Origin of the sequence: Labrys sp. 22185 (assembly GCF_052045555.1) — a bacterium.
GTDB lineage: Bacteria > Pseudomonadota > Alphaproteobacteria > Rhizobiales > Labraceae > Labrys > Labrys neptuniae.
Genome location: NZ_JBQEPH010000018.1, coordinates 83,316 through 107,866, shown reverse-complemented (window position 1 = coordinate 107,866; position 24,551 = coordinate 83,316). Strand labels below are relative to the sequence as shown.

Genomic DNA, 24,551 nt, shown 5'->3' with positions numbered 1-24,551 from the left:
ATGCAAAATCCATAATCTTATTTTCATGGATATCGGGCTTGCACGAACCTTCCTGGAAATTGCGCAGAATGGCAGCTTCGCCGCCGCGGCCGAGCGCCTGAATCTGACGCAGACGGCGGTCAGCGCGCGCATCCGGGCCCTCGAACAGCAGATCGGCCGCCGCCTTTTCGTCCGCAACAAGGCCGGGGCCCGGCTCACGCCGGCCGGCGAGCGCTTCGTCGGACCGGCCGCCGCCCTGGTCCAGGTGTGGGAACGCGCCCGGCAGGAGGTCGCGCTGCCGCCCGGACGGGAGGACGGCATCAGCCTGGGCGGCGAGCTCAGCCTCTGGCATCCCCTTCTTGCCGACTGGTTGGCCTGGATGCATCGCGAATGCCCGCGCGTCGCTCTGCGCGTCGAGGTCGATACGCCATCCCGGCTGGTCGAGCGCGTCAGGGAAGGCTCGCTCGATCTGGTCACGCTCTACAACCCGCCGCAATATCGCGACATCGTCGCCGAGCTGGTGGTGGAGGAACAACTGGTGCTGGTGACGACCGCCACCGACGGCACGGTGGATCGGGACAGCTACATCCAGGTCGATTGGGGACCGGCTTTCGCCCTCAACCACCGCGCCGCCTTTCCCGATTTCGCCGCCGCCCCCCTGGCGATTTCGCTCGGGCCCCTGGCGCTGACCCACATTCTCTCGGTGGGGGGCTCGGGCTATTTTCGCGCCGGCGCGGTTACGCCCTTCCTCGCCGATGGGCGCCTGCGGCTGGTGAAGGGGGCACCGGCCTTCTCCCATTCGATCTATGCGCTCCATGCCGCCCGGCGGGACAATCCGGCCCTCCATCGGGCGCGCGAGGGCCTTCGTTTCGTTGCCGCCCGCGCCGAGCGACCGGGACTGGGCGTTGCGACCATCGGATAGCATCGCCGAGAGGACGCGAGCGGCCTTGCTTGAACGAAAAGAAGTTTGCTGCTACTCACAACAAAATAAGACCAAAAAAGCATGATCGAGCCGGCACGTTCCGGACGGAACCCGGCCGGCGCAACAGGGCAGGATCCATCATGGACAAACTCGGTATTCATTCCTTCGTATGGACGGGCGGCACCACCCAGCAGGATCTCGAAGGCGCGATGGAGAAGTCGCATCGCCTCGGCTACAAGCTGATCGAATTTCCCCGTCTCGATCCCCGCAAATTCGATGTGTCCTGGCTGGCGCAGCGCCTCAAGGACTATGATCTTGCCGTGACAGTCACCATGGGCCTGCCCCTGGAAGGCGACATTTCGAGCGAGGATGCCGCCGTGGTGCGCCGGGGCGAGGAGATCCTGTCCGACGCGGTCGCCATCACGCGCGATCTCGGCGGCCACAAGCTCGGCGGCATCATCTTCTCGGCCCATACCAAATATCGCAGCCTGCCCACGCGCAAGGGCTGGGACAACAGCGTGGCCACGCTGTCCCGCCTGGCCGACAAGGCCAAGCAGGCCGGCGTCAGCCTCAATCTCGAAATCGTCAACCGCTTCGAGACCAACCTGCTCAACACCACCGCGCAGGGCCTTGCCTTCATCAAGGATACCGGTTCGGACAACATCTTCCTGCACCTCGACACCTTCCACATGAACATCGAGGAAGCCGACCCCGTGCAGGCCATCCGGCTTGCCGGCGACAAGCTCGGCTATTTCCACATCGGCGAAAGCAATCGCGGCTATCTCGGCTCGGGCGTGATCGACTTCCCCGCCATTTTCGACGCCCTCGTTGCCAGCGGCTACGAGGACTGGATCACCTTCGAGAGCTTTTCCTCCGAAGTGGTCGACGAGGATCTCTCGATCATCTGCGCGATCTGGCGCAACACCTGGACCGACAATGTCGAGCTCGCCAAGCGCGCCAAGGCCTTCATCGACGATCGCTACGCCGAAGCCCGGCGCAAGGCCGAGACGGCCCGCACGCCGTGAAGGCGGCTTGCTATACGGCCCGCCCGCGCCGCTTCGCATCATGCGCCATCCATGGAAGCGACCGGGACAACGCTGTTCTAACACGTTGTTTCGACGCGCCTTTGCGCGGTTTGACGATTCCATCGGGTCGCAAGACATTGTAGTGTCCTCCTCCCTTCCGAGCGGATCTCCCCATCTTGGCAACGCCGCAAACCGTCCGTCATCTCAATGAAATCAGGGCTCTCAATGCCCTGTTCCGCGACGCTGGCATGAGCCGGGCCGACCTCGCCCGGGCCCTCGGCCTCAACCGTTCGACCACCGGCAACATCATCACCGGCCTGATGACGGAAGGCCTCGCCGTCGAGCGCCGCGACGAACCGCGCAGCGAGAATGCCGGCAAGACCGGCCGCCCTGGCATCCGGGTGCAGATCGATCCTGCCGGCGCCAGCTTTCTGGGCGCGGAGATCGGCGTCGACCGGCTTACGGTCGTCGCCATCGACATGCTGGCACAGGAGATCCTGCGCCTCACTTTGCCCTTCCCGACCTATCGCGAAACCCCCGAGGCCGGCACCGACCGCATGGTCGCGCTGATCGCCGAGGCCATCGAAAGCCTCGATCGGCCCGAGCGCCTGCGCGGCCTGTGCGTGACCCTGCCGGCCCTGCTGGCCTCGGACGGCACCGTGATCAACGGGCTCATGCTCGGCTGGCGCGACGTGAAGCTGAGAGAGATGGTCACCGATCGATTGAAGCGGCGCTTCCCCTCGCTCGATCCCGCGATCTCGATCGAGAATGACGCCAATGCCTTCGCCATCGCCGAGACCTATCGCGACACCACGCATCGCTCGGAGACCGTCGCCTTCCTGCTGATCGAGAACGGTGCCGGCGGCGGCATCGTCATTGGCGGCCGCCTGTTGCGCGGCTCAGCCGGCTTTGCCGGCGAATTCGGCCAGATCGTGCTCGGCGGCGACAGTGTCCAGGCCGGCCGCTCCAAGCCGGGCCATCTGGAAAGCTATATCGGCAAGGACGCCATCCTCGGCTTCTATCGCAGCCAGGGCGGCGAGGCCGATCTCGACAGGCTGCTGCAGGGCCTTGCACGCGGGGAAGGCGCGGCGGTGGCCACCGCGCGGGCCTGGGGCGAACGCCTCGCCGCCGGCCTGATCCAGGTCACCAGCGTGCTCAACCCCGGCCTGATCATTCTCGGCGGCTCTGTCGCGCCGGTCTTCACCCATGTCGCCGCCGAGGTCAGCAAGGCCATGCAGCGCGAACTGCTCGAGGGCTTTCCGCTGCCGCGCATCGAGGTTTCCGCTCTCGGCGTCGAAGGCCCCGCCCTTGGCGGCGCCCTCCTGATGCACCAGCGCATGTTCTCCATCGACGAGAGCGCGATCTATGCCAGTGAACAGCCCATCACGCTGTTCCAGAGCTAGGCCCCAGGCTCGCTCCCCTTTTCTCCGATATCGAGGAACCTCCCATGCTTGCAGGCAAGATCGTCACCATCGGCGAGATCCTGGTGGAGATCATGGCGACCACCACCGGCAACGGCTTCCTGGAGCCGCAACCGCTGGTCGGCCCCTTCCCGAGCGGTGCGCCGGCGATCTTCATCGACCAGGTCGGCAAGCTCGGTCATCCCGCCGCGATCGTCTCGGCCGTGGGCGACGACGATTTCGGTACGCTGAACCTCGAGCGCCTGCGGCGCGACGGTGTCGACGTCTCGGCCGTGGCCGTGCATGCGGGAGCGGCCACAGGCAGCGCCTTCGTACGCTACCGGCCGGATGGCGGCCGCGCCTTCGTCTACAACATGCGTGACAGCGCCGCCGGGCGCATCGCCGCCACGCCCGAGGCCGAGGCGGTGCTCGCCGAAGCGGGCCATCTCCACATCATGGGATCCGGACTGCCGGTGCCGGCGGTCGCCGACATGATCCTGAAGACCCTGCCGGGGCTCAAGGCACGCGGCGGCACCGTCTCCTTCGACCCCAACATCCGGCGTGAGACGCTGCGGGACGGCAGCAAGGCGATCTTCCATACCGTGCTGGCAGCAACCGATCTCTTCCTGCCCTCAGGGGAGGAGTTGTCGCTGTTCTCCGGCGAGAGCGACGAGGACAAGGCGGTGGCGGGCCTGCTGGCGACGGGCGTCAGGGAGATCGTGCTGAAACGCGGGGCCCGCGGCGCCAGCCATTTCAGCCAGGAGGGCCGCACCGACATGCCCGGCTTTGTGGCGACCGAAATCGATCCGACCGGCGCGGGCGACTGCTTCGGCGCAACATTTCTGGTGGCGCGCCGGTTCGGCAAACCGGTCGCGGAGGCCCTACGCTATGCCAATGCCGCCGGCGCCCACACCGTGACCGTGCAGGGGCCGATGGAAGGGAGCGCGGGTTTCATCGAACTCGACCGCTTCATGGCACAAACCCGCAGCCTCTGAAGCCCGACAGCCCGCTGCACTTGTTACGAAACTGTCGCAAGCCAACGATAGCATGGCCGGGCATCGGGCCTCTCTCTCGCCCTGCCACGGCCCGGCCGGGTTCTCCAGCAGCGTTCGCTGGCTGGGCCGTGCCCCGCACCCATCGTCCGGTAGCGGCCGGGCGCAGGTCGTCGGCGCCTCAGGCGGATCGTTTCAGCATTCTTCCGAGCGCGATCAGGATGCAGGCTCCGACGAATCCGGCGATGAGATACCCAATCCAGCCACCCAGAACCACGCCGAACATGCCCAGCACCAGATTGGCGACGGCCGCGCCGACGATGCCAAGAATGATGTTCATGAGGATGCCCATATCGCTCTTCATGAACATTTCGGCCAGCCACCCCGCCAGGCCGCCGATGATGATGGCTCCGATCCAACCCACCTGCGGATTCTCCATACTGCACCCCTCTTGTGAGGCCTGGAGCCAAGCACGCCCGCTGAAGGCAATCCCTGCGACTGGCGGCAAGGCTGCCGGCTTCGCTAGACGCTATGGCACCGAGACGGGACCCTGCTGGCCCCGCGGTGAGAACGCATGGATCGGGTCATGGTTCCACATCGAATCGGGAGGCCCGACCAGCGGGCCTCCCGACGACGAAACCCGCAGGGCTCAATAGCCGTAATAGTACCGGCGGTGGTAATAGGGCCGGTAATAGTAGTAGCGCGGCCGATAATAGCGCCGATAGGGGCGATAATACCGGTAGGGCCGGTAGTAGCGTGGCCGATAATAGCGCGGCCGGTAGTGCCGGCGATAATAGTAATACTGCGCCTGCTGGACCTGGGCCGTGCCTTCCAGCGTATTTGCCATGGGGGCCGTCCGCTCGACCGGCGCAACCGGCAGGGCCGAAGACGGCGCCGAAGTCAGAGCCAGTCCGCCGAGCATCATGACGACAGCGAACAAGGCCTTGAGTGAAAAGCGCATGCTTTATCTCCCTTTGCTTGGCATCTCTTGCCTCGGTCATTTTCGCTGACCCCGGTCATCCGGGCTATCGCCTGCGAAACACAGAACCAGGCGAACTCGGCAAGCAGCAATCGAGCTGCAATGATCGACGGGCATTCGAGATAACCGAACGGAACGCCATCAAACTCTAGGCGCTCATCAGCACAGAGGCAATGCAATCCTTGGGGGCTTTCATCGCGCAATAAAAAAGCCCGCTCGATGCCGGCGGGCTTGGTGCAACCTGACTTCTGCCATTGAAGTCCTGGAAGAAAGTGGTGGAGCCAGGCGGGATCGAACCGCCGACCTCTACAATGCCATTGTAGCGCTCTCCCAGCTGAGCTATGACCCCACTTTTGCGAAGCGGCCTGGGAGCTGCTTCGGTGTCCCTCGGCGTCACCGCCGACGGGCCGCTCGTTTGTCACGTTTCGCGGCCCGATGCAAGACGTCTTGCGAAGAAATTTTGTAAAATCTTTCGATTGGAGAAAAGACGCGGTACCGGGCCGGCTCCGCGTCCCTGAACGAGCTCGTTGCGAGCCTCAGCTTTCCTCGTCGTCCTCGATGCCGTCGCCGATCAGATCGGTGACGTCGTCATTCTCGTCCTCGTCTTCTTCGAGGAAGGTGTCGTCGGAGACCGGATCATCCTCGACATCGATGTCGTCGTCGCCGACCACAGCCTTGGCGGCGCTCGCCTCGTCATCGGCCTCTTCGAGGCTGATCAGTTCGGCGTCCGCGTTCTGATCGAGATCGTTGTCGTCCTCGGTCTGATCGGCGGCGCGCGGAGCGACCGCATCGGGACGGCCGCGCAGGAGCGGTGCTGCAATGGTGACCACCTGGCCGGTATAGGGCGAGATGATCGGATCCTTGTTCAAATCGTAGAATTTGCGCCCAGTCGTCGGACAGACGCGTTTCGTGCCAAGTTCGGGTCTGGCCACGGCGTGTACCTTATGTCGGAAATCGAAGTGCGAGGCCGCTACAGACTAGAAGCCCCTATGTCAATCAGAATCGCAAAGATGGCGTTTTTTCGCGATCTGGCAAGGGGTTGAATCAAGAATTCCTCCCACCGCCGGCTTTGCCCTTCGGGCCATCCATGCTAGGGCGTTTGGCCGGGCGGACTTCCAGGTCTGCCCATGCGGGGCCGAGCCCCTCGCCATCGGCATTCCGCCCTGCCGCAAATTCCTTCCGCCTGTTCGGAGCCGCTCCTTGCCCGCATCGCCCTCCCACGCCGTTTCGCTTCCTGCGCACCGGTCCACGGAGCAGGGTCGGGCAAACCCGGCGGCACGCGACGATACAGCCGGTCTGCTCACCATCGTCCTCGGCCTCCTCAGCGTGGGCGAGACGCGTATCGAAAACCTTCCTGAAAGCGATGGCATCCTGGCAACCGCCGAGGCCTGCCGCAGGCTGGGTGCGGCGATCGAGCGCGCCGCGGACGGAAGCTGGCGCATTCACGGCGTCGGGGTCGGCGGCCTGCTCTCGCCGGAAGGCAGCCTCGATTTGGGGGGATCCCTGGCAGGCGCTGTCCTGATGATGGGCGTTGCCGCCAGCCACGGCGTCACGGCCAGCTTCGATGGCGATCCCACCTTGCAGGCCTGCCCGATAGCGCCTGCCTTGGTGCCCCTGACGCGGATGGGCGCCGAGATCGTCACCTCGGCCGAGGGCACACGCCTGCCCCTGACCTTGCGGGGTGCCGTCGACGCGGTGCCGATCGTCTGGCAGATGCCCGAGGGCGGCACTTCATCCCCGATCAAGCCGGACCTGGCGATCTCGGCCGTGCTGCTCGCCGGCCTCAATGCGCCCGGTGAGACCCGCGTCGTCGCGCCGCAGGCGGCCGGAGACGAAGCCATATGCCTGTTTCGGCTCTTCGGAGCGGATGTCGCGACAGCGTCCGAGCGCTCCGCACGCCTCATCGTGCTTCAGGGCCGCCCGACGCTGCGACCCGCGACCATAACCTTACCGGCGGAAACTCCGCCTTCCTCCGCTGATGTGTAGTCGCTGATGTTTAGTCCTGGTGCCTCGTCATGATCATCGCCATTGATGGCCCCGCCGCCTCCGGAAAGGGCACCCTGGCCAAGCGCCTGGCCGCCCATCTCGGCCTGCCCCATCTCGACACCGGCCTGCTCTATCGCGCCGTCGGACGAGCCGCCATCGATGGTGGCTTCGATCTCGAGGATGCGGACGCCACCGCCGAGATCGCCGACGGGCTCGATGTCGGCAGCCTCGACGAGAACCGGCTGCGCGGGCGGGAAATGGGCGAAGCGGCCTCGGTGGTCGCCGCCCACCCCAAGGTGCGCAAGGCCCTGCTCGACCTGCAACGTCGCTTCGCCCATCAGCGCGGCGGCGCCGTGCTCGATGGGCGCGACATCGGCACGGTGATCGCGCCCGGCGCCGAGGTGAAGATCTTCGTTACCGCCGATGCCGAGATCCGGGCACGCCGGCGCCATCTCGAGCTCGAGAAGCGCGGCGATGCCCCGCCTTTCGAATCCGTGCTCGCCGATATCCGCAAGCGCGATGCCCGTGACGCCGGCCGCGCCGATGCCCCCCTCAAGCCGGCGCCCGACGCCCATGTGCTCGACACCACCGCCCTCGACGTCGAGAGCGCCTTTGCCGCCGCCCTGGCTCTGGTCGAGCGCCATCGGCGTTGATTCAAAATGGGCGGATTAAGGTTGTCCGCAGCATCAACCCTTGATTTTATCGGCGAGGACGCTGATATCCCGGCCGAACATGAGTTGGAAAAGGTGAAATGACCAGCAAGACCAAACCCGAAACCGAGACCCGCGCCGCGGCCGAGGCGGCCGCCCCGGCGGCGCCGACGGCGGACAGCGCGGGCCAGGCTGGTGGCGAACAAGCCGGCGCCGACCAGACCGCCGAGAACGACAATGCCTTCGAGGTTCTCACCAAGCTGCAGGCCGAGAATGCCGAGCTGAAGGACCGCGTGTTGCGCGCCATGGCGGAGATCGAGAATGTGCGCCGCCGCGGCGAGCGCGAACTCAACGATGCACGCCAATATGCCATCGCCAAATTCGCCGGCGACATGCTCGGCGTCGCCGACAACATGGAACGTGCTTTGGCGAGCGTCCCTGCCGAGGCTCGCGAGACAGATGCCGCCGTCAAGGCGCTGATGGAGGGCGTGGAGCTCACCGAGAAGGAAATGCTGCGCTCGCTGGAAAAGCACGGCGTCAAGAAGCTCGACCCCAAGGGGGAGCGTTTCGACCCCAATTTCCATCAGGCGATGTTCGAGATCCCCGATCCCTCCGTGCCCAACGGCACCGTGGCCCAGGTGGTGCAGGTCGGCTATTCGATCGGCTCGCGCGTGCTGCGCCCGGCCATGGTCGGCGTCGCCCGCGGCGGCCCGAAGCAGGCCGCCGAAGCCGAAAAGCAGGCCTGAATCCAATAAACACCGATCCTTGTCATGCCCGGGCTTGACCCGGGCATCCAGATGTCGAGTTCTCCCGAAAGCCGGACTGGATTGCCGGGTCGAGCCCGGCAATGACAAATGTCACGGTCTTTTCAGGTAGAGAGACAGCCTCAATATCCGGCCGCCAGGCCTGATTCGACGCGGCTGTCCATGGCGCCGTTGTAACGGGCACCGTCGCCTTTCTTGATGGTGGCGAGATCCTTGCCGCCGACCAGGATGCCGGCGGCCTTGCCCCAGACCGGCCAGGCCGGGTCGCCCTCATCCACCTTGTAGCCCATCTCGACCAGCAGCTTCACCGTGTCGGGCGAGAGCGCCTGGGGTTCGGTATAGATCTGGTCGGGCAGCCATTGATGGTGGATGCGCGGCGCATCGACGGCTTCCTGGATATCCAGGCCATGGTCGATCACATTGAGGATGGCCTGCAGCGTGATGGTGATGATGCGCGAGCCGCCGGGGCTGCCGATCACCATGAAGGGCTTGCCGTCCTTGGTGACCACGGTGGGACTCATCGAGGAAAGCGGCGTCTTCTTGGGTTCGATGGCATTGGCCTCGCCCTGCACCAGCCCGTAGAGATTGGGCACGCCGGGCTTGGCGGTGAAATCGTCCATCTCGTTGTTGAGCAGGATGCCGGTACCCTCGGCCACCACGCCGGCGCCATAGGAGCCGTTCAGCGTATAGGTGACGGCGACGGCATTGCCGTCATTGTCGATGATCGAATAATGCGTGGTTTCCTTGGACTCGCCCATGCCCTTGGGCATCAGCTCCTTGGAAACGCCGGCCTTGTAGGGATTGATCTTGGCCCGGATCTCGGCGGCGTAGTTCTTGTCGAGCAGATGCGGGACGGGGTTCTTGACGAAATCGGGATCGCCCAGGCTGGAGTTGCGGTCAACATAGGCGTAGCGCATCGCCTCCACCATCAGATGCACGGTGTTGGCCGAATCGGCGCCGAGATAGGAGAGCGGATAGCCCTCCAGCACGTTGAGGATCTCGCAGATGATCACGCCGCCCGAGCTCGGCGGGGGCGAGGAGATGATGTCGTAGCCACGATAATTGCACTTCACCGGCTCGAGCTCGCGCACCTTGTACTGCTCGAAATCCTCCTTCTTGAGGATGCCGCCCTTGGCGCCGGACGCCTTGACGATGGCATCGGCGATCGCGCCCTTGTAGAAGGCATCCTGGCCTTTTTCGGAAATGGCGGAAAGCGAGGCGGCGAGATCGGGTTGCTTGAAGGTGTCGCCGACCGCATGCGGCTTGCCGTCGGCCTGCAGGAAGATCTTGGCCGCGTTGGGATCGCGCTTGAGCCAGTCGGCATTCTCCTTCACCGAGGCGACGTCGCCCTGGCCGAGCACATAGCCATCCTTGGCATAGCGAATGGCGGCTTCCATCAAATCCTTGCGCGGCAGGGAGCCATATTTCTCGCGGGCATATTCGAAGCCTGCCACCGAGCCGGGCACGCCGACGGCGAGATAGCCATCCGTGGAGGCGCCCTTCACCGGATTGCCCTTGTCGTCGAGATACATGTTCTTGGTGGCAGCGTTGGGCGCCCGTTCGCGGAAATCGATGAAGGTCGACTTGCCGTCCTTGGTGCGGATGGTCATGAAGCCGCCGCCGCCGATATTGCCGGCTTCCGGCCAGACCACCGCCAGCGTGTAGCCGACCGCCACGGCGGCATCGATGGCGTTGCCGCCTTTCTTGAGGACATCCACGCCGGCCTGGGTGGCCAGGCGCTGGGTGGTGACGACCATGCCGTGCTCGGCCTCCACCGGCGCCGGCGAAGCGGCATGGGCCCCTGCAAGGGGTGCGAAGGTCAGTGCGACGACAAGACCGGTGACGGTCACCGGACGGACGTGGTGCATAGGCTCCTCCTCTGACTGCGCGGTTTCCGCCCCCCGAGGCCGGAACACCGCGCTCATTTCCTTGACGTTCAGAGCCTGATTCGAACCAGATTGAGAGAATCAGGCCTCCGCTGCACCCGACTTGCTCGGGAACATCGATCATCTCGGCACGACCGCTCCCCGTGACCGCATCAACGGCCCGCCGGCGGCGCACGCCTCCGAAGGTCTCATTGCTAGACGGGATTTCGGCTTGCGTCGATAGAGCCGTGTCTGACCCAGCACCCTCTCAGCTTCAAGAAATCGTTCGGCGCTTTGCCACCGGCAGGCTGGCCACGACCGCATCGACCGCATCGCCAAGGCGCTCGACCACGGCATCGACCGCGTTGCGCTCGATGATGAAGGGTGGTGCCAGCAGGACATGGTCGCCCTCGACGCCATCGACGGTACCGCCCATCGGGTAGATCATCAGCCCGCGCGCCATGGCCTCGCGCTTGACGGCGGCGTGGAGCTTGAGCGCGGGATCGAAGGGCTGCTTGCTGCTGCGCTCGGCGACGAACTCGATGGCGCGGAACAGGCCGCGGCCCCTGATGTCGCCGATATGGGCATGGTTGGCGAAACGTTGCTCCAGCCGTTCCTGCAGGTGGCCGCCCATGACGACGACATTGGCCAGAAGATTATCGCGCACGATTGTCTCCTGTACGGCCAAGGCGGCCGCGGCGGCCATGGCATGGCCCATATAGGTGTGGCCATGCTGGAAGAATCCCGAACCTCCGGCGAAGGCCTCGAAGATCGCGCCGCTGAGCAGGACGGCGCCGATCGGCTGATAGCCGCCGCCGAGGCCCTTGGCGATGGTCATGAGATCGGGCGCCACGCCCTCCTGCTCGCAGGCATGCAGCGTGCCCGTACGCCCCATGCCGCACATGACTTCGTCGAGGATGAGCAAGACACCGTAGCGGTCGCAGATCTCGCGGATGCGGGCGAAGTAGCCCGCAACGGGTGGCACCGCGCCCGCCGTGGCGCCGACCACCGTCTCGGCCAGGAAGGCGAGGACTTCATCCGGCCCCAATTCGAGAATCTTGTCCTCAAGGGCCTGTGCGGCCCGCGCTGCATAAGCTTCGTCGCTCTCCCCTGGTGCCTGGAAGCGATAGGCGAAGCAGGGATCGATATGATGGGTCTCGATCAGCAGCGGCAGGAACTGGGCCCTGCGCCACTGATTGCCTCCGGCGGCGAGGGCCGCCAGCGTATTGCCGTGAAAGCTCTGGCGCCGGGCAATCACATGCCGGCGCTGCTGCTGCCCCTTCTCGACGAAATATTGCCGCGCCATCTTCAGGGCCGCCTCGACGGCCTCCGAGCCTCCGCTGACGAGATAGGCCCGCTCCAGCCCGGCAGGCGCATGGGCGATCAGGCAATCCGCCAGTTGCTCGGCGACCTCGGTGGTGAAGAAAGAGGTATGGGCATAGGCAAGCATATCGAGCTGGCGGTGCAGGGCCTCCCGCACGGCCGGATGGCCATGGCCGAGGCAGGAGACCGCGGCCCCGCCCGAGGCATCGATATAGCGCTTGCCGGCGGCATCGATCAGTTCGATGCCGCGCGCCCCGGCGGCAACCGGCATGACGGCATTGGCGGCACGGTGGAGCAGATGGCTCATGGAGAGGCTCCCGGAAGTTTCGGCTGGGGACGCTGGGTCAAGTGGGTGCCGAGGGCGGCCAGATGCGCATCGGTCCGGCGCAAGGCGGCAAGTGCGGCTTCGCCGTCATGGCCGGCCACCAGCGCAGCCAGCACTTCGGCCGCCGCGAAGGCCGGCGTCGCGGCATGCAGGAAGGAGGGGCTGGCCGTCGGCACGACGAGGTGATGGCGCGAGATCCTGGCCAGCGGCGCCACTTCGCTGTCGGTGATGGCGAGGACCGACAGCCCATGCGAAGCGGCATGCTCAGCGAGCTCGAGGGTGAGGCGCGTATAGGGTTGCAGGCTGACAGCCACCATCACCTCGCCCGGGGCGGCACCGATGAGGGCGTCGGCGCCGGTGGCGGCGATCCCGTCGAGCAGCACGCTGGGCCTGCCGATCAGGGTGAGTGCATAATGCAGGTGCCAGGCGACCGGATGGCTCGCCCGCAGGCCAAGGCAATGGATGCGGCGTGCTGAAGCAAGCGCCTGCGCAGCGCCAGCAAATGCGGCAAGCGGCCTGGCTGTCGCAAGCCCACCAAGCTGGGCGCCGAGCATGGCGAGCATGGCGGCGGCAAGGTCTCCGTCGCCGCCCCGCTCCTGCCGGGTAAGATGGTCGCCCGCCTTGCCCGCGAAACCTGTCGGCGCTTCCCGCAATGTGTCGGCATGCCGTTCCCGCAGGGCCTCGTAACCGTCGAAACCCAATTGCCGAGCCAGCCGCATCATGGTCGCCGGCTGCACGCCGGCACGGCGGGCCTGTTCCCGCATCGACAGAAGAGCGACATCGCGCGGATTCTCCAGCACATAGCGCGCGGCTGCCTTGATCTGCGCCGGCATCGCGTCAAAGCCCCTGACGATCTCCGCGGCCAGGCCGTCGAGATCCACAAGCTTGGTCATGCGCTGTGCTCCGTCGGAAGGATTATTGAAACAAATGTATCATATGCTATCATATTGGCACAAATGAATCCTTACCCGGAGACGGATTTGTCGGCTACGCTGGATTGCGCGCCCCGTTTCATAGCCGTCGCTCCTAATGGCGGCCGGCGTACCAAGGCGGATCACCCGGCCCTGCCGATGACGGCCTCCGCCCTGGCGCAGACGGCCGCAACCTGTCTCGAGGCCGGGGCGGCCATGATCCATGTCCATGTCCGGCGCAAGGATGGCAGCCACTTGCTCGATGCCGAGGCCTATCGCGCCGTCATCGCCGCGATTGCCGCCGTGGCGGGCAAGGATCTCGTGGTGCAGGTCACCAGCGAGGCGCTCGGCCTCTATTCACCGGCGGAACAAAGGGCCGTCATCCGCGCCACCAGGCCGGAGGCGGTATCGCTTGCCTTGCGCGAACTCGTGCCCGTTGCCGGCGAGGAAGCCGCCTTTGCCGAATTGCTGCTGTTCCTCAGGCTGATCGGCGCCATGCCGCAGATCATCCTCTACACGCCGGACGAAGCCGTGCGCCTGGCCGACATGCAGCAGCGGGGCCTCATCCCCTATGAAAAACTGCCCGTGCTCTATGTTCTCGGCCGCTATACGGCGGACCAGACCTCCAGCCCCGCCGATCTTCTGCCCTTCCTCGCCGAGGACATGCCACGCTTCGATCCCTGGAGCCTGTGCGCCTCCGGGCCGCAGGAAGCAGCCTGCGTCACCGCCGCAGCCCGACTTGGCGGGCACGCCCGCGTCGGATTCGAGAACAACCTTCATCGCCCCGACGGCACGCTGGCCCGGGACAATGCCGAACTGGTGTCGCTGACACGCCAGGCGATCGAGGCGATCGGCCTGAAGATCGGCGATGCCGATGCCCTGCGTGCGGCAACGCTGGCGGCATGAAAAAGGCGGCCCGGAGGCCGCCTTCATTCACAAAGCAGATGCTGAAGCGAGTTTTCGTCTCAGGCCGCCGAGGCCGAAACCCAGCGCGACAACTCGCCCTTGGGAGCGGCGCCGACCTTCTGGGCAACGGGCTTGCCGTCCTTGAACACGATGAGCATCGGGATCGACATCACGCGGAACTGCGAAGCGATCTGCGGGTTCTCGTCGACGTTCAGCTTGGCGATCTTGACCTTGCCGGCCATCTCGGTGGCGATCTCGTCGAGGGCGGGCGCGATCATGCGGCACGGACCGCACCACTCGGCCCAGAAATCGACGACGACCGGCTCAGCCGAATTCAGCACATCATTGGCGAAGGAGGCATCCGTGACCTTGATCGTGTTGGCACCCATTTCGAGAATCTCCACAGCGGGAATGGCGGAATCGCCATGCAAATATCCGTTGCCCTCAAGCTAGGAATGCACCGGCCCAGCGTCAAGGAGCGGAATGGCCTCTCGCGCGAATGTGCACGGCTGATATGCAGATTCGAGGCGATTACCGGCCCAGTTCGGTGAAATCCAGCGGCTAGCCGATCACCACGCGCGTATCCGACATGCCTCGGTGCCGGATGAGCTGGTAGAGGGCTGCAGCGTGGGACGGCGCCAGCCGGATGCAGCCATGGGAAGCGGCACGACCGAGCTGCTTGACCGAATAGGTACCGTGCACCGCATAGCCCCCCTTGAAGAACACCGAATAGGGCATCGGCGAATTGTCGTATTTCTTGGAGTAATGCATGCGCTTGAGCAGCTTGGGGCGGTAGATGCCGCGCGGGGTATAATAGCCGCGCCGCGCGGTCGACACGGCCCAGACCGCCTCGACATTGCCGTCCACGATCACGGTCATGCGCTGCCTGGCGATATCGACCTTGGCCACGACGCCCGCGGAGGCCGGGGCCAGCTGGCAGAGCGCGGCGACGAAGAGCGTGAAGGCAACGACGATCCAGCGGAATTTCGCGCTCAGATGCGGGGCAGGCATGACAGGTTCCTCGATGCGGTTCGCTGACATTGGCCGTACCGGGCCCTTATTCGCCATGCGCTTTCGCACAGGATGCAAGTCCGCCCGGAACCGAACAAAGCATGAATCGAACATGGTTAATTTTCGGTTTCCGCTCGCCTTCCCCGGGCCGGTTTGCAGAATCGAGCCCCCGTCCCCTCCCGACCGTCGATGCTGCCGTTTGGGAAAAGACAGGATAGGATGCAGTCACGAATCACTTCGCGGGAGCACGCATGCGCCGTTTCGTCCGGACCTTCCCGTCGCTCAAATGCGGCTTGGCCCTGGCCGCCTTGCCGTTCCTGGCCATGGGAGGATCGGCCGCGGCGCAGGACATCACCCCGCCCGGCTACAAACTGCCGCCGCTCGGCGCGGTGACGGCTGCCACCCCCGCCAAGCAGCTCTTCGGCCGCGCCGAGACGCCGGCCAATATCGGCCTCGGTTCGATCGGCTTCTACGCCAAGGGCTGCCTGTCGAACGGCGTGGAACTGCCGGCCGACGGACCGACCTGGCAGGTCATGCGCCCCTCGCGCAATCGCGCCTGGGGCAATGCTGCCGTCATCCGGGTGGTGAAGAATCTCGCGGCCAAGGCCCCGACCGTGGCCGGCTGGCCCGGCATCCTGATCGGCGACATGGCGCAGCCGCGCGGCGGCCCGATGCTGACAGGCCATGCCTCGCATCAGATCGGGCTCGATGCCGACATCTGGCTGACGCCCATGCCGAACCGCAGGCTCAGCGTCGCCGAGCGCGAGACCAAGAGTGCCGTGATGATGGTGCGCCCGGACCGGCTCGACGTCTCGCGCTCGTGGACCGCGGGCCAGATGGGCATCGTGCGCGCCGCCGCCCAGGATCCGGCGGTCGAACGCATCTTCGTCAACGCCGCCATCAAGAAGGCGATGTGCCGCGATGCCACCGGTGACCGCTCCTGGCTCGGCAAGGTGCGCCCGATGTATGGGCACGACTATCATTTCCATGTCCGCATCACCTGCCCGCGCGGCAGCCCGAGCTGCACGCCACAGAAGCCGCCGACAGGCGATGAGGGCTGCGGCAAGGAACTCGACTACTGGTTCTCGGATGCGGTGCTGCATCCCAAGCCGCGCCCCAAGCCGCCGCACCCGCCGCGCCAGCTCACCCTGAGCGATCTGCCCGCCGCCTGCAGCCAGGTGATTGCGGCGCCGTAGAAGCGGCCGGAAGCCTGCCTTCCGGCCGAAGGCGGCATGGGCAGTCGAGCAGCGCCAAGCCGCGACCTCAATCGTCGGGATGGCCCGCCTTGGCCTGCAACAGGTCCGAGAAGGCCAGCAACACGCCCGAGATCATGAACACCATGTGGATGCCGACCAGCCAATAAAGGTCGCGGTCGGTCAGCTTCTCGATCTGCATGAAGCCCTTCAGGAGCTGGATGGCCGAGATCAGCACGATCGAGGCCAGCAGTTTGAGCTTGAGGCCGGCGAAATCGACCTTGGTCATCCAGGACGGCCAGGACAGATGTTCGGTGCCGTCGATCTTCGAGACGAAATTCTCATAACCCGAAAAGATCACGATGAGGATCAGGCTGCCGAGCAGGGCAAGATCGACCAGCTCCAGCACGCCGATCACCGTTTCCTCGGTGGTGAAGCCATAGGCGCCGACGACATAATGGAGCAGTTCCTGCCCGAATTTCAGCAGGACGACGAACAGGGCGATGACCAGCCCGATATAGAAGGGCGCCAGCACCCAGCGCGAGGCGACAAGGCAGCGCTCGATCATTTTTTCCATGGAAAATCTCAACCCGATTGAACAATCGCGGGCAAAATAGAGGGACGCGCCCGGCCTGGGAACCCAGCCTTGCCAAATTGTAATCGAGTTGGATGGCTATCGCGGCCGCGGCCGGCTACTTGACGCGCAGGATCTCGACGCCGGCCATGGCGCCCGGCACGGCGCGCGGCTTTTCGACATGCACGCGCACGGTTGCGGCACGGTCGAAGGCAAGGCAGCGCTGCGCGAGCCGCTCGGCGAACGTCTCGAGCAGGTCGACATGGCTGGCGGCCAGGTCCCGGCCGATGGCGGCGATCTTGTCATAATCGATCGTGCCCTCGATATCGTCGTCGCCGAAACGGGCTTCGGCCAACGTCAGCTCGACATCCACGACCAGGGGCTGGGTTACGCCCTTCTCATGCTCGTAATAGCCGATATGGGCTTCGAGATTGAGGGCGCGCAGAAAGACGCGGCTATAGGATCGCGGTTCGGTCATGGCAGCGAGACATGCCATACTCAGCCGCGAAGCGCCATCGCCGTTTCGCCCGTTGCTTGCGCCGCTTCGCCATTCAGCGGGTTGTCGGGATCCCAGCCATAAAGGGTTTCGCCGAAGCGCATGTCGCGCGCGTCGAGATGGATCAGGCGGCCGGTAAGGCCCGTGCCGAAGCCGACGATCTCGCGGATCGCCTCCAGCGCCATCATCGAGCCGGCCACGCCGGCAAGCGCGCCGAGCACGCCGGCCTCCGAACAGCTTGGAATGGTGCCCGGCGGCGGCTTTTGCGGGAACAGGCAGCGCCAGGTCGGGTTGGGCTCGCCTTCGGCATTCCTCTCGAAGGGCCGCAATGTGGTCAGCATGGCGTCGAACACGCCGAGCGCCCCCATGATCAGCGGCTTGCGGCCGAAGAAGCAGGCATCGGAGACGGCATAGCGGGTGTCGAAATTGTCCGAGCCGTCGATCACCAGGTCATAGGCGGCGATCAGGTCAGCCGCGTTGGCGGGATCGATGCGCAAGGCATGCGGAACCACCGTCACATGCGGATTGAGCCGTGCGATCGCCTCGCTTGCCGTCTCGACCTTGGGACGGCCGATATCGGGCGTGGCATGGATGATCTGGCGCTGCAGGTTGGAGAGCGAGACGATGTCGTCGTCGACGATGCCGAGCGTGCCGACACCTGCCGCCGCCAGATAGAGCAGCACGGGGGCGCCGAGCCCGCCGGCACCGACCACCAGGATACGGGCCCGCGACAGGGCCTGTTGCCCGGCGCCGCCGACCTCATGCATGACGACATGCCGGGCGTAGCGCTCCAGCTCTTCGGATGAGAATGCCATGGGGCGAATGTAGGGGCGCGGAAGGTTGGGCGCAATCGCGGGGAGGGCCCTCCTGGGAGGACTTATCCATGGTCTCGCCTTCTCGATGCGAGCCTGTATGATCGCGCTCCAAGAATCAGTCCTGAACAGACCGAAGACGAGGCCCTGATGACTCCTGCTCCGCGCCCCCCCGGAAAGGGCGACCACGTCTTCCTGGTCGACGGCTCATCCTTCATCTTCCGGGCCTATTTCCAGTCGATCAACCAGGACGCCCGCTACAATTACCGCTCCGACCGCCTGCCGACGGGGGCGGTGCGCCTGTTCTGCAACGTGCTGCACAAGATGATCAAGGAAGGGGTGATGGGCAAGCAGCCCACCCATCTCGGCATCATCTTCGACAAATCTGAAGACTCATTCCGCAAGGAGATCTACCCGCCCTACAAGGGCCACCGTCCCCCGCCGCCGGAAGAGCTGGTGCCGCAATTCCCGCTGATGCGGGTTGCTGTACGCGCCTTCGGCCTGAAGCCGGTGGAGCAGTCCCGCTACGAGGCAGACGATCTGATCGCCACCTATTGCGACATTGCCGTCAAGGCCGGCGCCGACGTGACCATCGTCTCGGCCGACAAGGATTTGATGCAGCTGATCCGGCCGGGCGTGGTGATGTTCGATCCCGCTTCGGGCGACCAGAAGGCCAAGGGCTCGCGTCCCGAGCGCCTGATCGCCGAGCCCGAGGTGCTGGAGAAGTTCGGCGTGACGCCGGACAAGGTGGTGGATGTGCAGGCCCTGGCCGGCGATTCCACCGACAATGTCCCCGGCGTGCCCGGCATCGGCGTCAAGACGGCGGCGCAGCTCATCAACGAATATGGCGACCTGGAAGGGCTCCTCGCCCGGGCCGGCGAGATCAAGCAGCCCAAGCGCCGCGAGAGCCTGACCGATCCCGAAAACGTCAAGCTCGCCCGTATCTCGCGCGAACTGGTGAAGCTCGTCACCGACGTCACCCTGGAAACGCCGATCGAGGATCTCATCGCCCCCGGCCTCGATGCCAAGGGCGCCATCGCCTTCCTGAAGGCGATGGAGTTCTCCACCCTGACCCGCCGCATCGCCGAGGATGCCGGCCTCGACGTCGCCGATATCCCGCCCGACGAGGCACTGAAGATCCCCGACAGCGATTTCTCGCCCGCCCCGGCCCGGACGCCGGCGCCGAGGCCAGATGCCGACGGCGCCGTTCCTGCGCCGGCAGTTGCCACTGGAGCCGGCACACCCCCCGCGGTGGTGGAGAGCGTCAAGGCCAGGCTCGCGGCCATTCCCTTCGACGCCGGCTCCTACGAAACCGTCGCGAGCCTGGAAGCGCTCGACGGCTGGATCAGCCGGGCCCGCGAACTCGGCTATGTCGCCTTCGACACGGAAACCACCTCGCTCGATGCGCTTCAGGCCGATCTCGTCGGCTTCTCCCTGTCGGTCGAGCCGGGCAAGGCCTGCTACGTGCCCCTGCGCCATCGCGACAAGGCCGATCTGTTCGGCGGCGGCATGATGGCCGGGCAGGTCGATGTGTCAGAGGCCCTGAAGCGGCTGAAAGGCCTGCTCGAAGATCCCGGCGTGCTGAAGATCGGCCAGAACCTGAAATATGACACGCTGGTGATGGGCGAGGAGAACGTCAGGGTTGCGCCCTATGACGACACCATGCTGATGTCCTATGTCGTCGATGGCGGGCGCGGTAATCACGGCATGGATGAATTGTCCGTGCGCCATTTCGGCCACAAGCCGATCGCCTTTTCCGAGGTCTGCGGCTCCGGCAAGTCGCTGATCGGCTTCGACCAGGTCACCATCGAGCGCGCCACCGCCTATGCCGCCGAGGATGCCGACGTCACGCTGCGCCTGTGGCTGCTGCTCAAGGCCCGCCTGGTCGCGGAGGGACTGGTCACCATCTACGAGACGCTGGAGCGCCCGCTCGTCGCCGTGCTCGCCAAGATGGAATCGCGCGGCATCATGATCGACCGCCAGATCCTGGCGCGGCTGTCGGGCGAATTCGCCCAGAGCGCCGCCCGGCTCGAAGCCGAGATCCACGAACTCGCCGGCGAGAATTTCAATGTCGGCTCACCCAAGCAGCTCGGCGACATCCTGTTCGGCAAGATGGGACTGCCCGGCGGCAAGAAGACCCCCACGGGCCAGTGGGCGACCTCGGCCCAGGTCTTGGAGGACCTGGCCGACCAGGGCCTGGAACTGCCGCGGCGCATCGTGGCCTGGCGCCAGCTCACCAAGCTCAAATCGACCTACACCGACGCGCTGCCGACCTATGTGAACCCGAAATCCGGCCGGGTGCACACCTCCTACTCGCTGGCGGCGACCACGACGGGGCGCCTGTCCTCCTCCGAGCCCAATCTGCAGAACATCCCGGTGCGCACCGAGGAAGGCCGCAAGATCCGCTCGGCCTTCATCGCTGCGCCCGGCGCCAAGCTGATCTCGGCCGACTATTCGCAGATCGAGCTGCGCGTGCTCGCCCACGTCGCCGAGATCCCGCAGCTGACCAAGGCCTTCGAGGACGGCGTCGACATTCACGCCATGACGGCTTCCGAGATGTTCGGCGTGCCGGTCGCGGGCATGGATCCGCTGGTGCGGCGGCGCGCCAAGGCCATCAATTTCGGCATCATCTACGGCATCTCGGCCTTCGGGCTCGCCAATCAGCTCTCGATTCCCCGCGAGGAGGCGAGCGCCTATATCAAGAAGTATTTCGAACGCTTCCCCGGCATCCGCGACTACATGGACCGGATGAAGGCCGAATGCCGCGCGAATGGCTATGTCGAGACCGTCTTCGGCCGCAAGATGCATTTTCCGGCGATCGAATCGAAGAATCCGTCCGAGCGGGCCTTCGTCGAGCGCCAATCCATCAACGCCCCGATCCAGGGTTCGGCCGCCGACATCATCCGACGCGCCATGAGCCGGATGGACGCCGCCCTCCTCAAGGCCGGGCTCTCGGCCAAGATGCTGTTGCAGGTGCATGACGAACTCGTCTTCGAGGCACCCGAGGAGGAAGTCGAGGCGACGCTGCCGGTGGTCTCCCAGGTGATGGAGCACGCAGCCCTTCCGGCCCTGCAGCTCAAGGTGCCGCTGCAGGTCGAGGCACGGGCCGCCGGCAACTGGGAAGAAGCGCATTGAGGCCTGGAGCGCGGACATCCTGTCCGCTCTTGAAACAATCAGATATCAGGATAGGACAACGCCCGTTTTTCTCTGCAAAAGCCGAAGGCAAACGANNNNTCAAGAGCGGACAGGATGTCCGCGCTCCGGGGCATTACTCCTTTGTAACGCGCCCCAATTCTGGCCGGTTCTTGTCCGATTGAGGTGCAGCACCCACATGGGGGGCGTTGCGGCCTACCCCCTCAGGAAGCAGCCGCGAAGGAGAGTCAGGATGACCCCCAACGAAAAAGCCCTCATCGAGGACCTGTTCAACCGCCTGCGCAGTTCCGCCCCGACCGGGCGCGATAACGAGGCGGAAGCCGCCATTGCGGCCGAGATGGCCCGCTCGCCCGGCGCAGCCTATGCGCTGGTGCAAACCGTCCTGGTGCAGGACCACGCCCTGCGCGAGGCGCATGCCAAAGTGCAGGCCGCCGAAACGGCCTCCCAGCAAGCGCAACAAGCTCCGCAGGCGCCCCAGCAGCCTGCACAGCCGCAATCCATCCTCGAGCGCGCCGGCTCGGCCTTGCAGGGCTTCGGTGGCCAGCGCAACCAGGCTCAACCAGGGCAGGTGCCTCCGCAGCAGGCCGAGCAGCCCGCCCGTGGCGGCGGCTTCCTGCAGGGCGCCCTGCAGACGGCGGCCGGCGTCGCCGGCGGCGCCTTGCTGTTCGAGGGCGTGCGCTCGATGTTCGGCGGCGGCGGTGGCCTGTTCGGCGGCGGCAACTCTGCTCCCTGGGGCGAAGGCAACACCACCATCAACGAGACCATCATCAACGAAAGCGCCGACAAGGGCCGCGACAACGACGACAATGTGCGCGACGCCAGCTACGATTCGAATGACGACGATGATGGCGATTACGATTCGGACGATTCCGGCGGCGGCGACGACAGCTGGATCTGATCGAGCCGTCTCCGGGTGCACGGGCATCACAGCGACATGTTTGCATGTCGCGATGCCCGTCCTTGGAAACGTACCGTTTGCCGGTGAGATAGAACGGGCAGGATGCCCGTGCACCGGAAAGACGCGAACCATATGACCTGACAAAACACGCCAGGCCAGTGCCTGACCGGGGGTGTTTTGCGTGGCAAGCAGGTCGGCTTACAGCCCTTCGAACAGGGCGCTGGAAATGTAGCGCTCGGCGAAGGAGGGTACGATCACCACGATGGACTTGTTGTCCATGCCGGGGCGGGCCGCCAATTCCAGCGCCGCGGCAACTGCCGCACCCGAAGAAATACCGCAGGGGATGCCCTCGATGCGGGCGAGGAGACGGGCGGTGTCGAAGGAGGTCTGGTTGCCGACGGTGATGATGTCGTCGATCACCGAGCGATCGAGCACGTCGGGCACGAAGCCGGCGCCGATGCCCTGGATCTTGTGAGGGCCGGGCTGGCCGCCCGACAGCACCGGCGAATCCTCCGGCTCCACAGCGACGATCTTGAGATCGGGCTTGCGCGGCTTGAGCACCTGGCCGACGCCGGTGATGGTGCCGCCGGTGCCCACGCCCGAGACGAAATAGTCGATGTCACCCTTGGTGTCGTTCCAGATCTCCTCGGCCGTGGTGAGGCGATGGATCTCGGGATTGGCGGGATTGCGGAACTGCTGGGGAATGATGGCGCTCGGCAGTTCCTTGACGATCTCCTCGGCCTTGGCGACCGCGCCGCGCATGCCCTGGGCAGCCGGAGTGAGCACCAGTTCGGCGCCGAGCAGGGCCAGCATCTTGCGGCGCTCGATCGACATCGATTCCGGCATGACCAGGATCAGGCGATAGCCGCGGGCGGCCGCGACGAAGGCGAGCGCGATGCCGGTGTTGCCGGAGGTCGGCTCCACCAGCACGGTGTCGGGCTTGAGATGACCGGACTTCTCCAGCGCATCGATCATGCTGACGCCGATACGGTCCTTGACGCTGGCGATCGGGTTGAAGAATTCGAGCTTGGCGAGGATGCGCGCCTTGACGTTCTTGGCCTTGGCCAGCCGGTTGAGCTGCACCAGCGGCGTGTCGCCGATGGTCTCGGTGATCGACTGGTAGATGCGGCCGCGGCCGGGCACATGATTGGCATTCGCCATGGGGAACGTCCTTGATTGAAAGCGGCTGGAATTCAACATTAATCCACGAAAATGTCGAGGTTTATGTTGAATTACATATTTCTAATGTTTTTAGATCGCCAAGTTTTTCAGATCGCAAAGTCGATATTCGCAGGCGTGCCGCCAAAGACATGCTTGCGCTCGGCATCCCGGCAAAGATCCTCGACGGTGATCTGGTCGAGTTCGGCCAGGAAGGATTGCGAGGCCTGGTTCACCGCCGGGGCGATAACCTGGTCGACCAGGGTGGAGACAGGCGCCGGATCATCCTCGCCGGCGGCATCGGTCATCGCCGCGCGTACGATGTCGCCGACGCTGATGCGCCGCCGCTCGCGGGCCAGTTCATAGCCGCCCCGCGGACCGCGCACCCCCTTGAGAATATTGTGGCGCACCAGGGTCTGCAGCAAGGTTTCCAGATGGCGCGGCGGCAAGGCATGCCGGGAAGCAAGAGCCTTGGCGGCGACCGGCGTGGGCCTCGAATGGTGGGCGATATCGACCACGGCGGCGAGGCCAAGCAAGGAACGGCGCGAAAGCAACTGCATGTCGACCCCCTGATACGGTCCTATTCCAGAGCAAAGAGCGTTCAAGACTGAACGTCCATTTCCTCTGACTTCTCGTTCCGACGCGTCCTTGCGATTCGAATGATTCTTTCGAACCGCAAAACGCTTTAGGTTGTGGTGCCCGTCGAACCGAAGCCGCCGCTGCCGCGAACGGTCGAATCGACTTCCGCCGTTTCGACCAGGACAGACAACGTCACCGGGGCAATGACCAACTGGGCGATTCGCATGCCATGGGTGATGGCAAAAGATTCTACACTCAGATTGATCAGGGCGACTTTAATCTCACCGCGATAATCGGCGTCTATCGTACCGGGTGCGTTCAAAACGGTAATTCCGCTTTTCACAGCCAACCCGGAACGTGGGCGCACTTGTCCTTCATAGCCCTGTGGAATTTGGAAAACCAGCCCGGTCGGCACCAGAGCACGCATCATCGGTGCAAGAACCAGGGTTTCCCCCGGACCCAGCGCTGCCGGCAGGTCGAGACCTGCCGCCCCCTCGCTCTGGTAGGCGGGCAGCGGCAGCTCGGCGGCATGGGCGAGTTTCTTGACGGGAATGGTCAGAGTCATGGCAATCCTGCGTGGAGGGCGGGTCTTCAGACCCGCCTGTTTCAAAATCGTGGGGACAGGTGACGGCGTCGATGGGTCTGAAGAG

25 protein-coding genes and 1 tRNA gene are annotated in these 24,551 nt (G+C 65.1%); 11 read left to right on the top strand and 15 right to left on the bottom strand.

What is annotated here, in order from left to right; translation table 11 throughout:
* Positions 1-25 precede the first annotated feature (25 nt).
* The 4 genes from ACTJKX_RS26960 (at position 26) to ACTJKX_RS26945 (ending at position 4,321) form a co-directional block, all read left to right on the top strand.
* A complete protein-coding gene (locus ACTJKX_RS26960) occupies positions 26-901 on the top strand; it encodes a LysR family transcriptional regulator (RefSeq protein ID WP_440727086.1) in 876 nt (291 codons plus the stop codon).
* Positions 902-1,041: 140 nt separating this feature from the next.
* Positions 1,042-1,926, top strand: coding sequence for a sugar phosphate isomerase/epimerase family protein (locus ACTJKX_RS26955; RefSeq protein ID WP_311939769.1), 885 nt, complete (start codon positions 1,042-1,044; stop codon positions 1,924-1,926).
* A 176-nt stretch (positions 1,927-2,102) separates the two neighbouring features.
* Positions 2,103-3,329: an ROK family protein gene (locus tag ACTJKX_RS26950; protein WP_367623695.1), complete on the top strand. Its 1,227-nt coding sequence runs from the start codon at positions 2,103-2,105 to the stop codon at positions 3,327-3,329.
* Between the two features lie 44 nt (positions 3,330-3,373).
* Positions 3,374-4,321, top strand: a complete 948-nt coding sequence (locus ACTJKX_RS26945) for a tagatose kinase (protein ID WP_440727085.1) — start codon at positions 3,374-3,376, stop codon at positions 4,319-4,321.
* Positions 4,322-4,499: 178 nt separating this feature from the next.
* Here ACTJKX_RS26945 and ACTJKX_RS26940 read toward each other — a convergent pair whose 3' ends face one another.
* From ACTJKX_RS26940 to ACTJKX_RS26925, 4 genes are all read right to left on the bottom strand, one after another.
* A complete protein-coding gene (locus ACTJKX_RS26940; protein WP_311939775.1) occupies positions 4,500-4,757 on the bottom strand; it encodes a GlsB/YeaQ/YmgE family stress response membrane protein in 258 nt (85 codons plus the stop codon).
* Positions 4,758-4,967: 210 nt separating this feature from the next.
* Positions 4,968-5,279: a hypothetical protein gene (locus ACTJKX_RS26935; protein ID WP_394313411.1), complete on the bottom strand. Its 312-nt coding sequence runs from the start codon at positions 5,277-5,279 to the stop codon at positions 4,968-4,970.
* Positions 5,280-5,570: 291 nt separating this feature from the next.
* A tRNA-Ala gene (locus ACTJKX_RS26930) sits at positions 5,571-5,646 on the bottom strand.
* Positions 5,647-5,833: 187 nt separating this feature from the next.
* Positions 5,834-6,229 carry a TIGR02300 family protein gene (locus tag ACTJKX_RS26925; RefSeq protein ID WP_367623691.1) on the bottom strand — a complete coding sequence of 132 codons (396 nt, stop codon included), beginning with the start codon at positions 6,227-6,229 and terminating at the stop codon, positions 5,834-5,836.
* A gap of 268 nt (positions 6,230-6,497) precedes the next feature.
* On the opposite strand from ACTJKX_RS26925, the gene ACTJKX_RS26920 reads away from it, so the two are divergent.
* From ACTJKX_RS26920 to grpE, 3 genes are all read left to right on the top strand, one after another.
* Entirely contained in the window at positions 6,498-7,283 is a 786-nt protein-coding gene (locus ACTJKX_RS26920) for a hypothetical protein (protein ID WP_440727084.1), read from the top strand.
* 29 nt (positions 7,284-7,312) lie between these two features.
* Positions 7,313-7,936 carry a (d)CMP kinase gene (gene cmk / locus ACTJKX_RS26915; RefSeq protein WP_311939783.1) on the top strand — a complete coding sequence of 208 codons (624 nt, stop codon included), beginning with the start codon at positions 7,313-7,315 and terminating at the stop codon, positions 7,934-7,936.
* A 98-nt stretch (positions 7,937-8,034) separates the two neighbouring features.
* On the top strand, positions 8,035-8,679 hold the full coding sequence (gene grpE / locus ACTJKX_RS26910; RefSeq protein ID WP_440727083.1) for a nucleotide exchange factor GrpE: 645 nt from the start codon (positions 8,035-8,037) through the stop codon (positions 8,677-8,679).
* Positions 8,680-8,819: 140 nt separating this feature from the next.
* On the opposite strand, the gene ggt is transcribed toward grpE, so the two are convergent.
* The 3 genes from ggt to ACTJKX_RS26895 form a co-directional block, all read right to left on the bottom strand.
* A complete protein-coding gene (gene ggt, locus ACTJKX_RS26905; RefSeq protein WP_311939787.1) occupies positions 8,820-10,565 on the bottom strand; it encodes a gamma-glutamyltransferase in 1,746 nt (581 codons plus the stop codon).
* A 271-nt stretch (positions 10,566-10,836) separates the two neighbouring features.
* Positions 10,837-12,192, bottom strand: a complete 1,356-nt coding sequence (locus ACTJKX_RS26900) for an aspartate aminotransferase family protein (protein ID WP_440727082.1) — start codon at positions 12,190-12,192, stop codon at positions 10,837-10,839.
* On the bottom strand, positions 12,189-13,091 hold the full coding sequence (locus ACTJKX_RS26895) for a MurR/RpiR family transcriptional regulator (RefSeq protein ID WP_440727106.1): 903 nt from the start codon (positions 13,089-13,091) through the stop codon (positions 12,189-12,191). Before ACTJKX_RS26895 ends, ACTJKX_RS26900 begins: the two co-directional genes overlap by 4 nt.
* Positions 13,092-13,166: 75 nt before the next feature.
* Here ACTJKX_RS26895 and ACTJKX_RS26890 point away from each other — a divergent pair, with 75 nt between their 5' ends.
* Entirely contained in the window at positions 13,167-14,027 is an 861-nt protein-coding gene (locus ACTJKX_RS26890) for a 3-keto-5-aminohexanoate cleavage protein (RefSeq protein ID WP_440727081.1), read from the top strand.
* A gap of 59 nt (positions 14,028-14,086) precedes the next feature.
* Here ACTJKX_RS26890 and trxA read toward each other — a convergent pair whose 3' ends face one another.
* Both trxA and ACTJKX_RS26880 read right to left on the bottom strand, forming a co-directional pair.
* Positions 14,087-14,416 carry a thioredoxin gene (gene trxA, locus ACTJKX_RS26885; protein ID WP_068292695.1) on the bottom strand — a complete coding sequence of 110 codons (330 nt, stop codon included), beginning with the start codon at positions 14,414-14,416 and terminating at the stop codon, positions 14,087-14,089.
* 172 nt (positions 14,417-14,588) lie between these two features.
* Positions 14,589-15,038: a L,D-transpeptidase gene (locus tag ACTJKX_RS26880; RefSeq protein WP_440727080.1), complete on the bottom strand. Its 450-nt coding sequence runs from the start codon at positions 15,036-15,038 to the stop codon at positions 14,589-14,591.
* Between the two features lie 251 nt (positions 15,039-15,289).
* On the opposite strand from ACTJKX_RS26880, the gene mepA reads away from it, so the two are divergent.
* Entirely contained in the window at positions 15,290-16,234 is a 945-nt protein-coding gene (mepA, locus tag ACTJKX_RS26875) for a penicillin-insensitive murein endopeptidase (protein ID WP_367623685.1), read from the top strand.
* 67 nt (positions 16,235-16,301) lie between these two features.
* On the opposite strand, the gene ACTJKX_RS26870 is transcribed toward mepA, so the two are convergent.
* The 3 genes from ACTJKX_RS26870 to ACTJKX_RS26860 form a co-directional block, all read right to left on the bottom strand.
* A complete protein-coding gene (locus ACTJKX_RS26870; RefSeq protein ID WP_068292686.1) occupies positions 16,302-16,808 on the bottom strand; it encodes a TIGR00645 family protein in 507 nt (168 codons plus the stop codon).
* Between the two features lie 115 nt (positions 16,809-16,923).
* Complete coding sequence (gene folB, locus ACTJKX_RS26865; protein ID WP_210249987.1) at positions 16,924-17,283, bottom strand: dihydroneopterin aldolase; 360 nt, start codon at positions 17,281-17,283, stop codon at positions 16,924-16,926.
* Between the two features lie 20 nt (positions 17,284-17,303).
* The gene (locus ACTJKX_RS26860) at positions 17,304-18,116 is read right to left on the bottom strand and encodes a HesA/MoeB/ThiF family protein (protein WP_367623684.1); all 813 of its coding nucleotides are present in this window, start codon (positions 18,114-18,116) and stop codon (positions 17,304-17,306) included.
* A 147-nt stretch (positions 18,117-18,263) separates the two neighbouring features.
* Between ACTJKX_RS26860 and polA the strand changes: the two genes are divergently transcribed.
* Both polA and ACTJKX_RS26850 read left to right on the top strand, forming a co-directional pair.
* Positions 18,264-21,248, top strand: a complete 2,985-nt coding sequence (gene polA / locus ACTJKX_RS26855; protein WP_440727079.1) for a DNA polymerase I — start codon at positions 18,264-18,266, stop codon at positions 21,246-21,248.
* 250 nt (positions 21,249-21,498) lie between these two features.
* Positions 21,499-22,164 carry a DUF2076 domain-containing protein gene (locus ACTJKX_RS26850; protein ID WP_440727078.1) on the top strand — a complete coding sequence of 222 codons (666 nt, stop codon included), beginning with the start codon at positions 21,499-21,501 and terminating at the stop codon, positions 22,162-22,164.
* A 198-nt stretch (positions 22,165-22,362) separates the two neighbouring features.
* Here the strand turns inward: ACTJKX_RS26850 and cysK are convergent, their stop codons facing one another.
* The 3 genes from cysK to dut form a co-directional block, all read right to left on the bottom strand.
* Positions 22,363-23,325: a cysteine synthase A gene (cysK, locus tag ACTJKX_RS26845; RefSeq protein ID WP_068292673.1), complete on the bottom strand. Its 963-nt coding sequence runs from the start codon at positions 23,323-23,325 to the stop codon at positions 22,363-22,365.
* A 107-nt stretch (positions 23,326-23,432) separates the two neighbouring features.
* A complete protein-coding gene (locus tag ACTJKX_RS26840; RefSeq protein WP_311939813.1) occupies positions 23,433-23,882 on the bottom strand; it encodes an RrF2 family transcriptional regulator in 450 nt (149 codons plus the stop codon).
* A gap of 125 nt (positions 23,883-24,007) precedes the next feature.
* Positions 24,008-24,466, bottom strand: a complete 459-nt coding sequence (gene dut, locus ACTJKX_RS26835) for a dUTP diphosphatase (protein ID WP_440727077.1) — start codon at positions 24,464-24,466, stop codon at positions 24,008-24,010.
* Positions 24,467-24,551: the final 85 nt, after the last annotated feature.

Bases quoted from the DNA above. Each gene is read 5' to 3' on its own strand.
- ACTJKX_RS26960 (WP_440727086.1), top strand. From the start codon at position 26: ATGGATATCGGGCTTGCACGAACCTTCCTGGAAATTGCGCAGAATGGC.
- ACTJKX_RS26955 (WP_311939769.1), top strand. From the start codon at position 1,042: ATGGACAAACTCGGTATTCATTCCTTCGTATGGACGGGCGGCACCACC.
- ACTJKX_RS26945 (WP_440727085.1), top strand. From the start codon at position 3,374: ATGCTTGCAGGCAAGATCGTCACCATCGGCGAGATCCTGGTGGAGATC.
- ACTJKX_RS26940 (WP_311939775.1), bottom strand. From the start codon at position 4,757: ATGGAGAATCCGCAGGTGGGTTGGATCGGAGCCATCATCATCGGCGGC.
- ACTJKX_RS26935 (WP_394313411.1), bottom strand. From the start codon at position 5,279: ATGCGCTTTTCACTCAAGGCCTTGTTCGCTGTCGTCATGATGCTCGGC.
- cmk (WP_311939783.1), top strand. From the start codon at position 7,313: ATGATCATCGCCATTGATGGCCCCGCCGCCTCCGGAAAGGGCACCCTG.
- grpE (WP_440727083.1), top strand. From the start codon at position 8,035: ATGACCAGCAAGACCAAACCCGAAACCGAGACCCGCGCCGCGGCCGAG.
- ggt (WP_311939787.1), bottom strand. From the start codon at position 10,565: ATGCACCACGTCCGTCCGGTGACCGTCACCGGTCTTGTCGTCGCACTG.
- ACTJKX_RS26900 (WP_440727082.1), bottom strand. From the start codon at position 12,192: ATGAGCCATCTGCTCCACCGTGCCGCCAATGCCGTCATGCCGGTTGCC.
- ACTJKX_RS26890 (WP_440727081.1), top strand. From the start codon at position 13,167: ATGAATCCTTACCCGGAGACGGATTTGTCGGCTACGCTGGATTGCGCG.
- trxA (WP_068292695.1), bottom strand. From the start codon at position 14,416: ATGGGTGCCAACACGATCAAGGTCACGGATGCCTCCTTCGCCAATGAT.
- ACTJKX_RS26880 (WP_440727080.1), bottom strand. From the start codon at position 15,038: ATGCCTGCCCCGCATCTGAGCGCGAAATTCCGCTGGATCGTCGTTGCC.
- mepA (WP_367623685.1), top strand. From the start codon at position 15,290: ATGCGCCGTTTCGTCCGGACCTTCCCGTCGCTCAAATGCGGCTTGGCC.
- ACTJKX_RS26870 (WP_068292686.1), bottom strand. From the start codon at position 16,808: ATGGAAAAAATGATCGAGCGCTGCCTTGTCGCCTCGCGCTGGGTGCTG.
- folB (WP_210249987.1), bottom strand. From the start codon at position 17,283: ATGACCGAACCGCGATCCTATAGCCGCGTCTTTCTGCGCGCCCTCAAT.
- ACTJKX_RS26860 (WP_367623684.1), bottom strand. From the start codon at position 18,116: ATGGCATTCTCATCCGAAGAGCTGGAGCGCTACGCCCGGCATGTCGTC.
- polA (WP_440727079.1), top strand. From the start codon at position 18,264: ATGACTCCTGCTCCGCGCCCCCCCGGAAAGGGCGACCACGTCTTCCTG.
- ACTJKX_RS26850 (WP_440727078.1), top strand. From the start codon at position 21,499: ATGACCCCCAACGAAAAAGCCCTCATCGAGGACCTGTTCAACCGCCTG.
- cysK (WP_068292673.1), bottom strand. From the start codon at position 23,325: ATGGCGAATGCCAATCATGTGCCCGGCCGCGGCCGCATCTACCAGTCG.
- ACTJKX_RS26840 (WP_311939813.1), bottom strand. From the start codon at position 23,882: ATGCAGTTGCTTTCGCGCCGTTCCTTGCTTGGCCTCGCCGCCGTGGTC.
- dut (WP_440727077.1), bottom strand. From the start codon at position 24,466: ATGACTCTGACCATTCCCGTCAAGAAACTCGCCCATGCCGCCGAGCTG.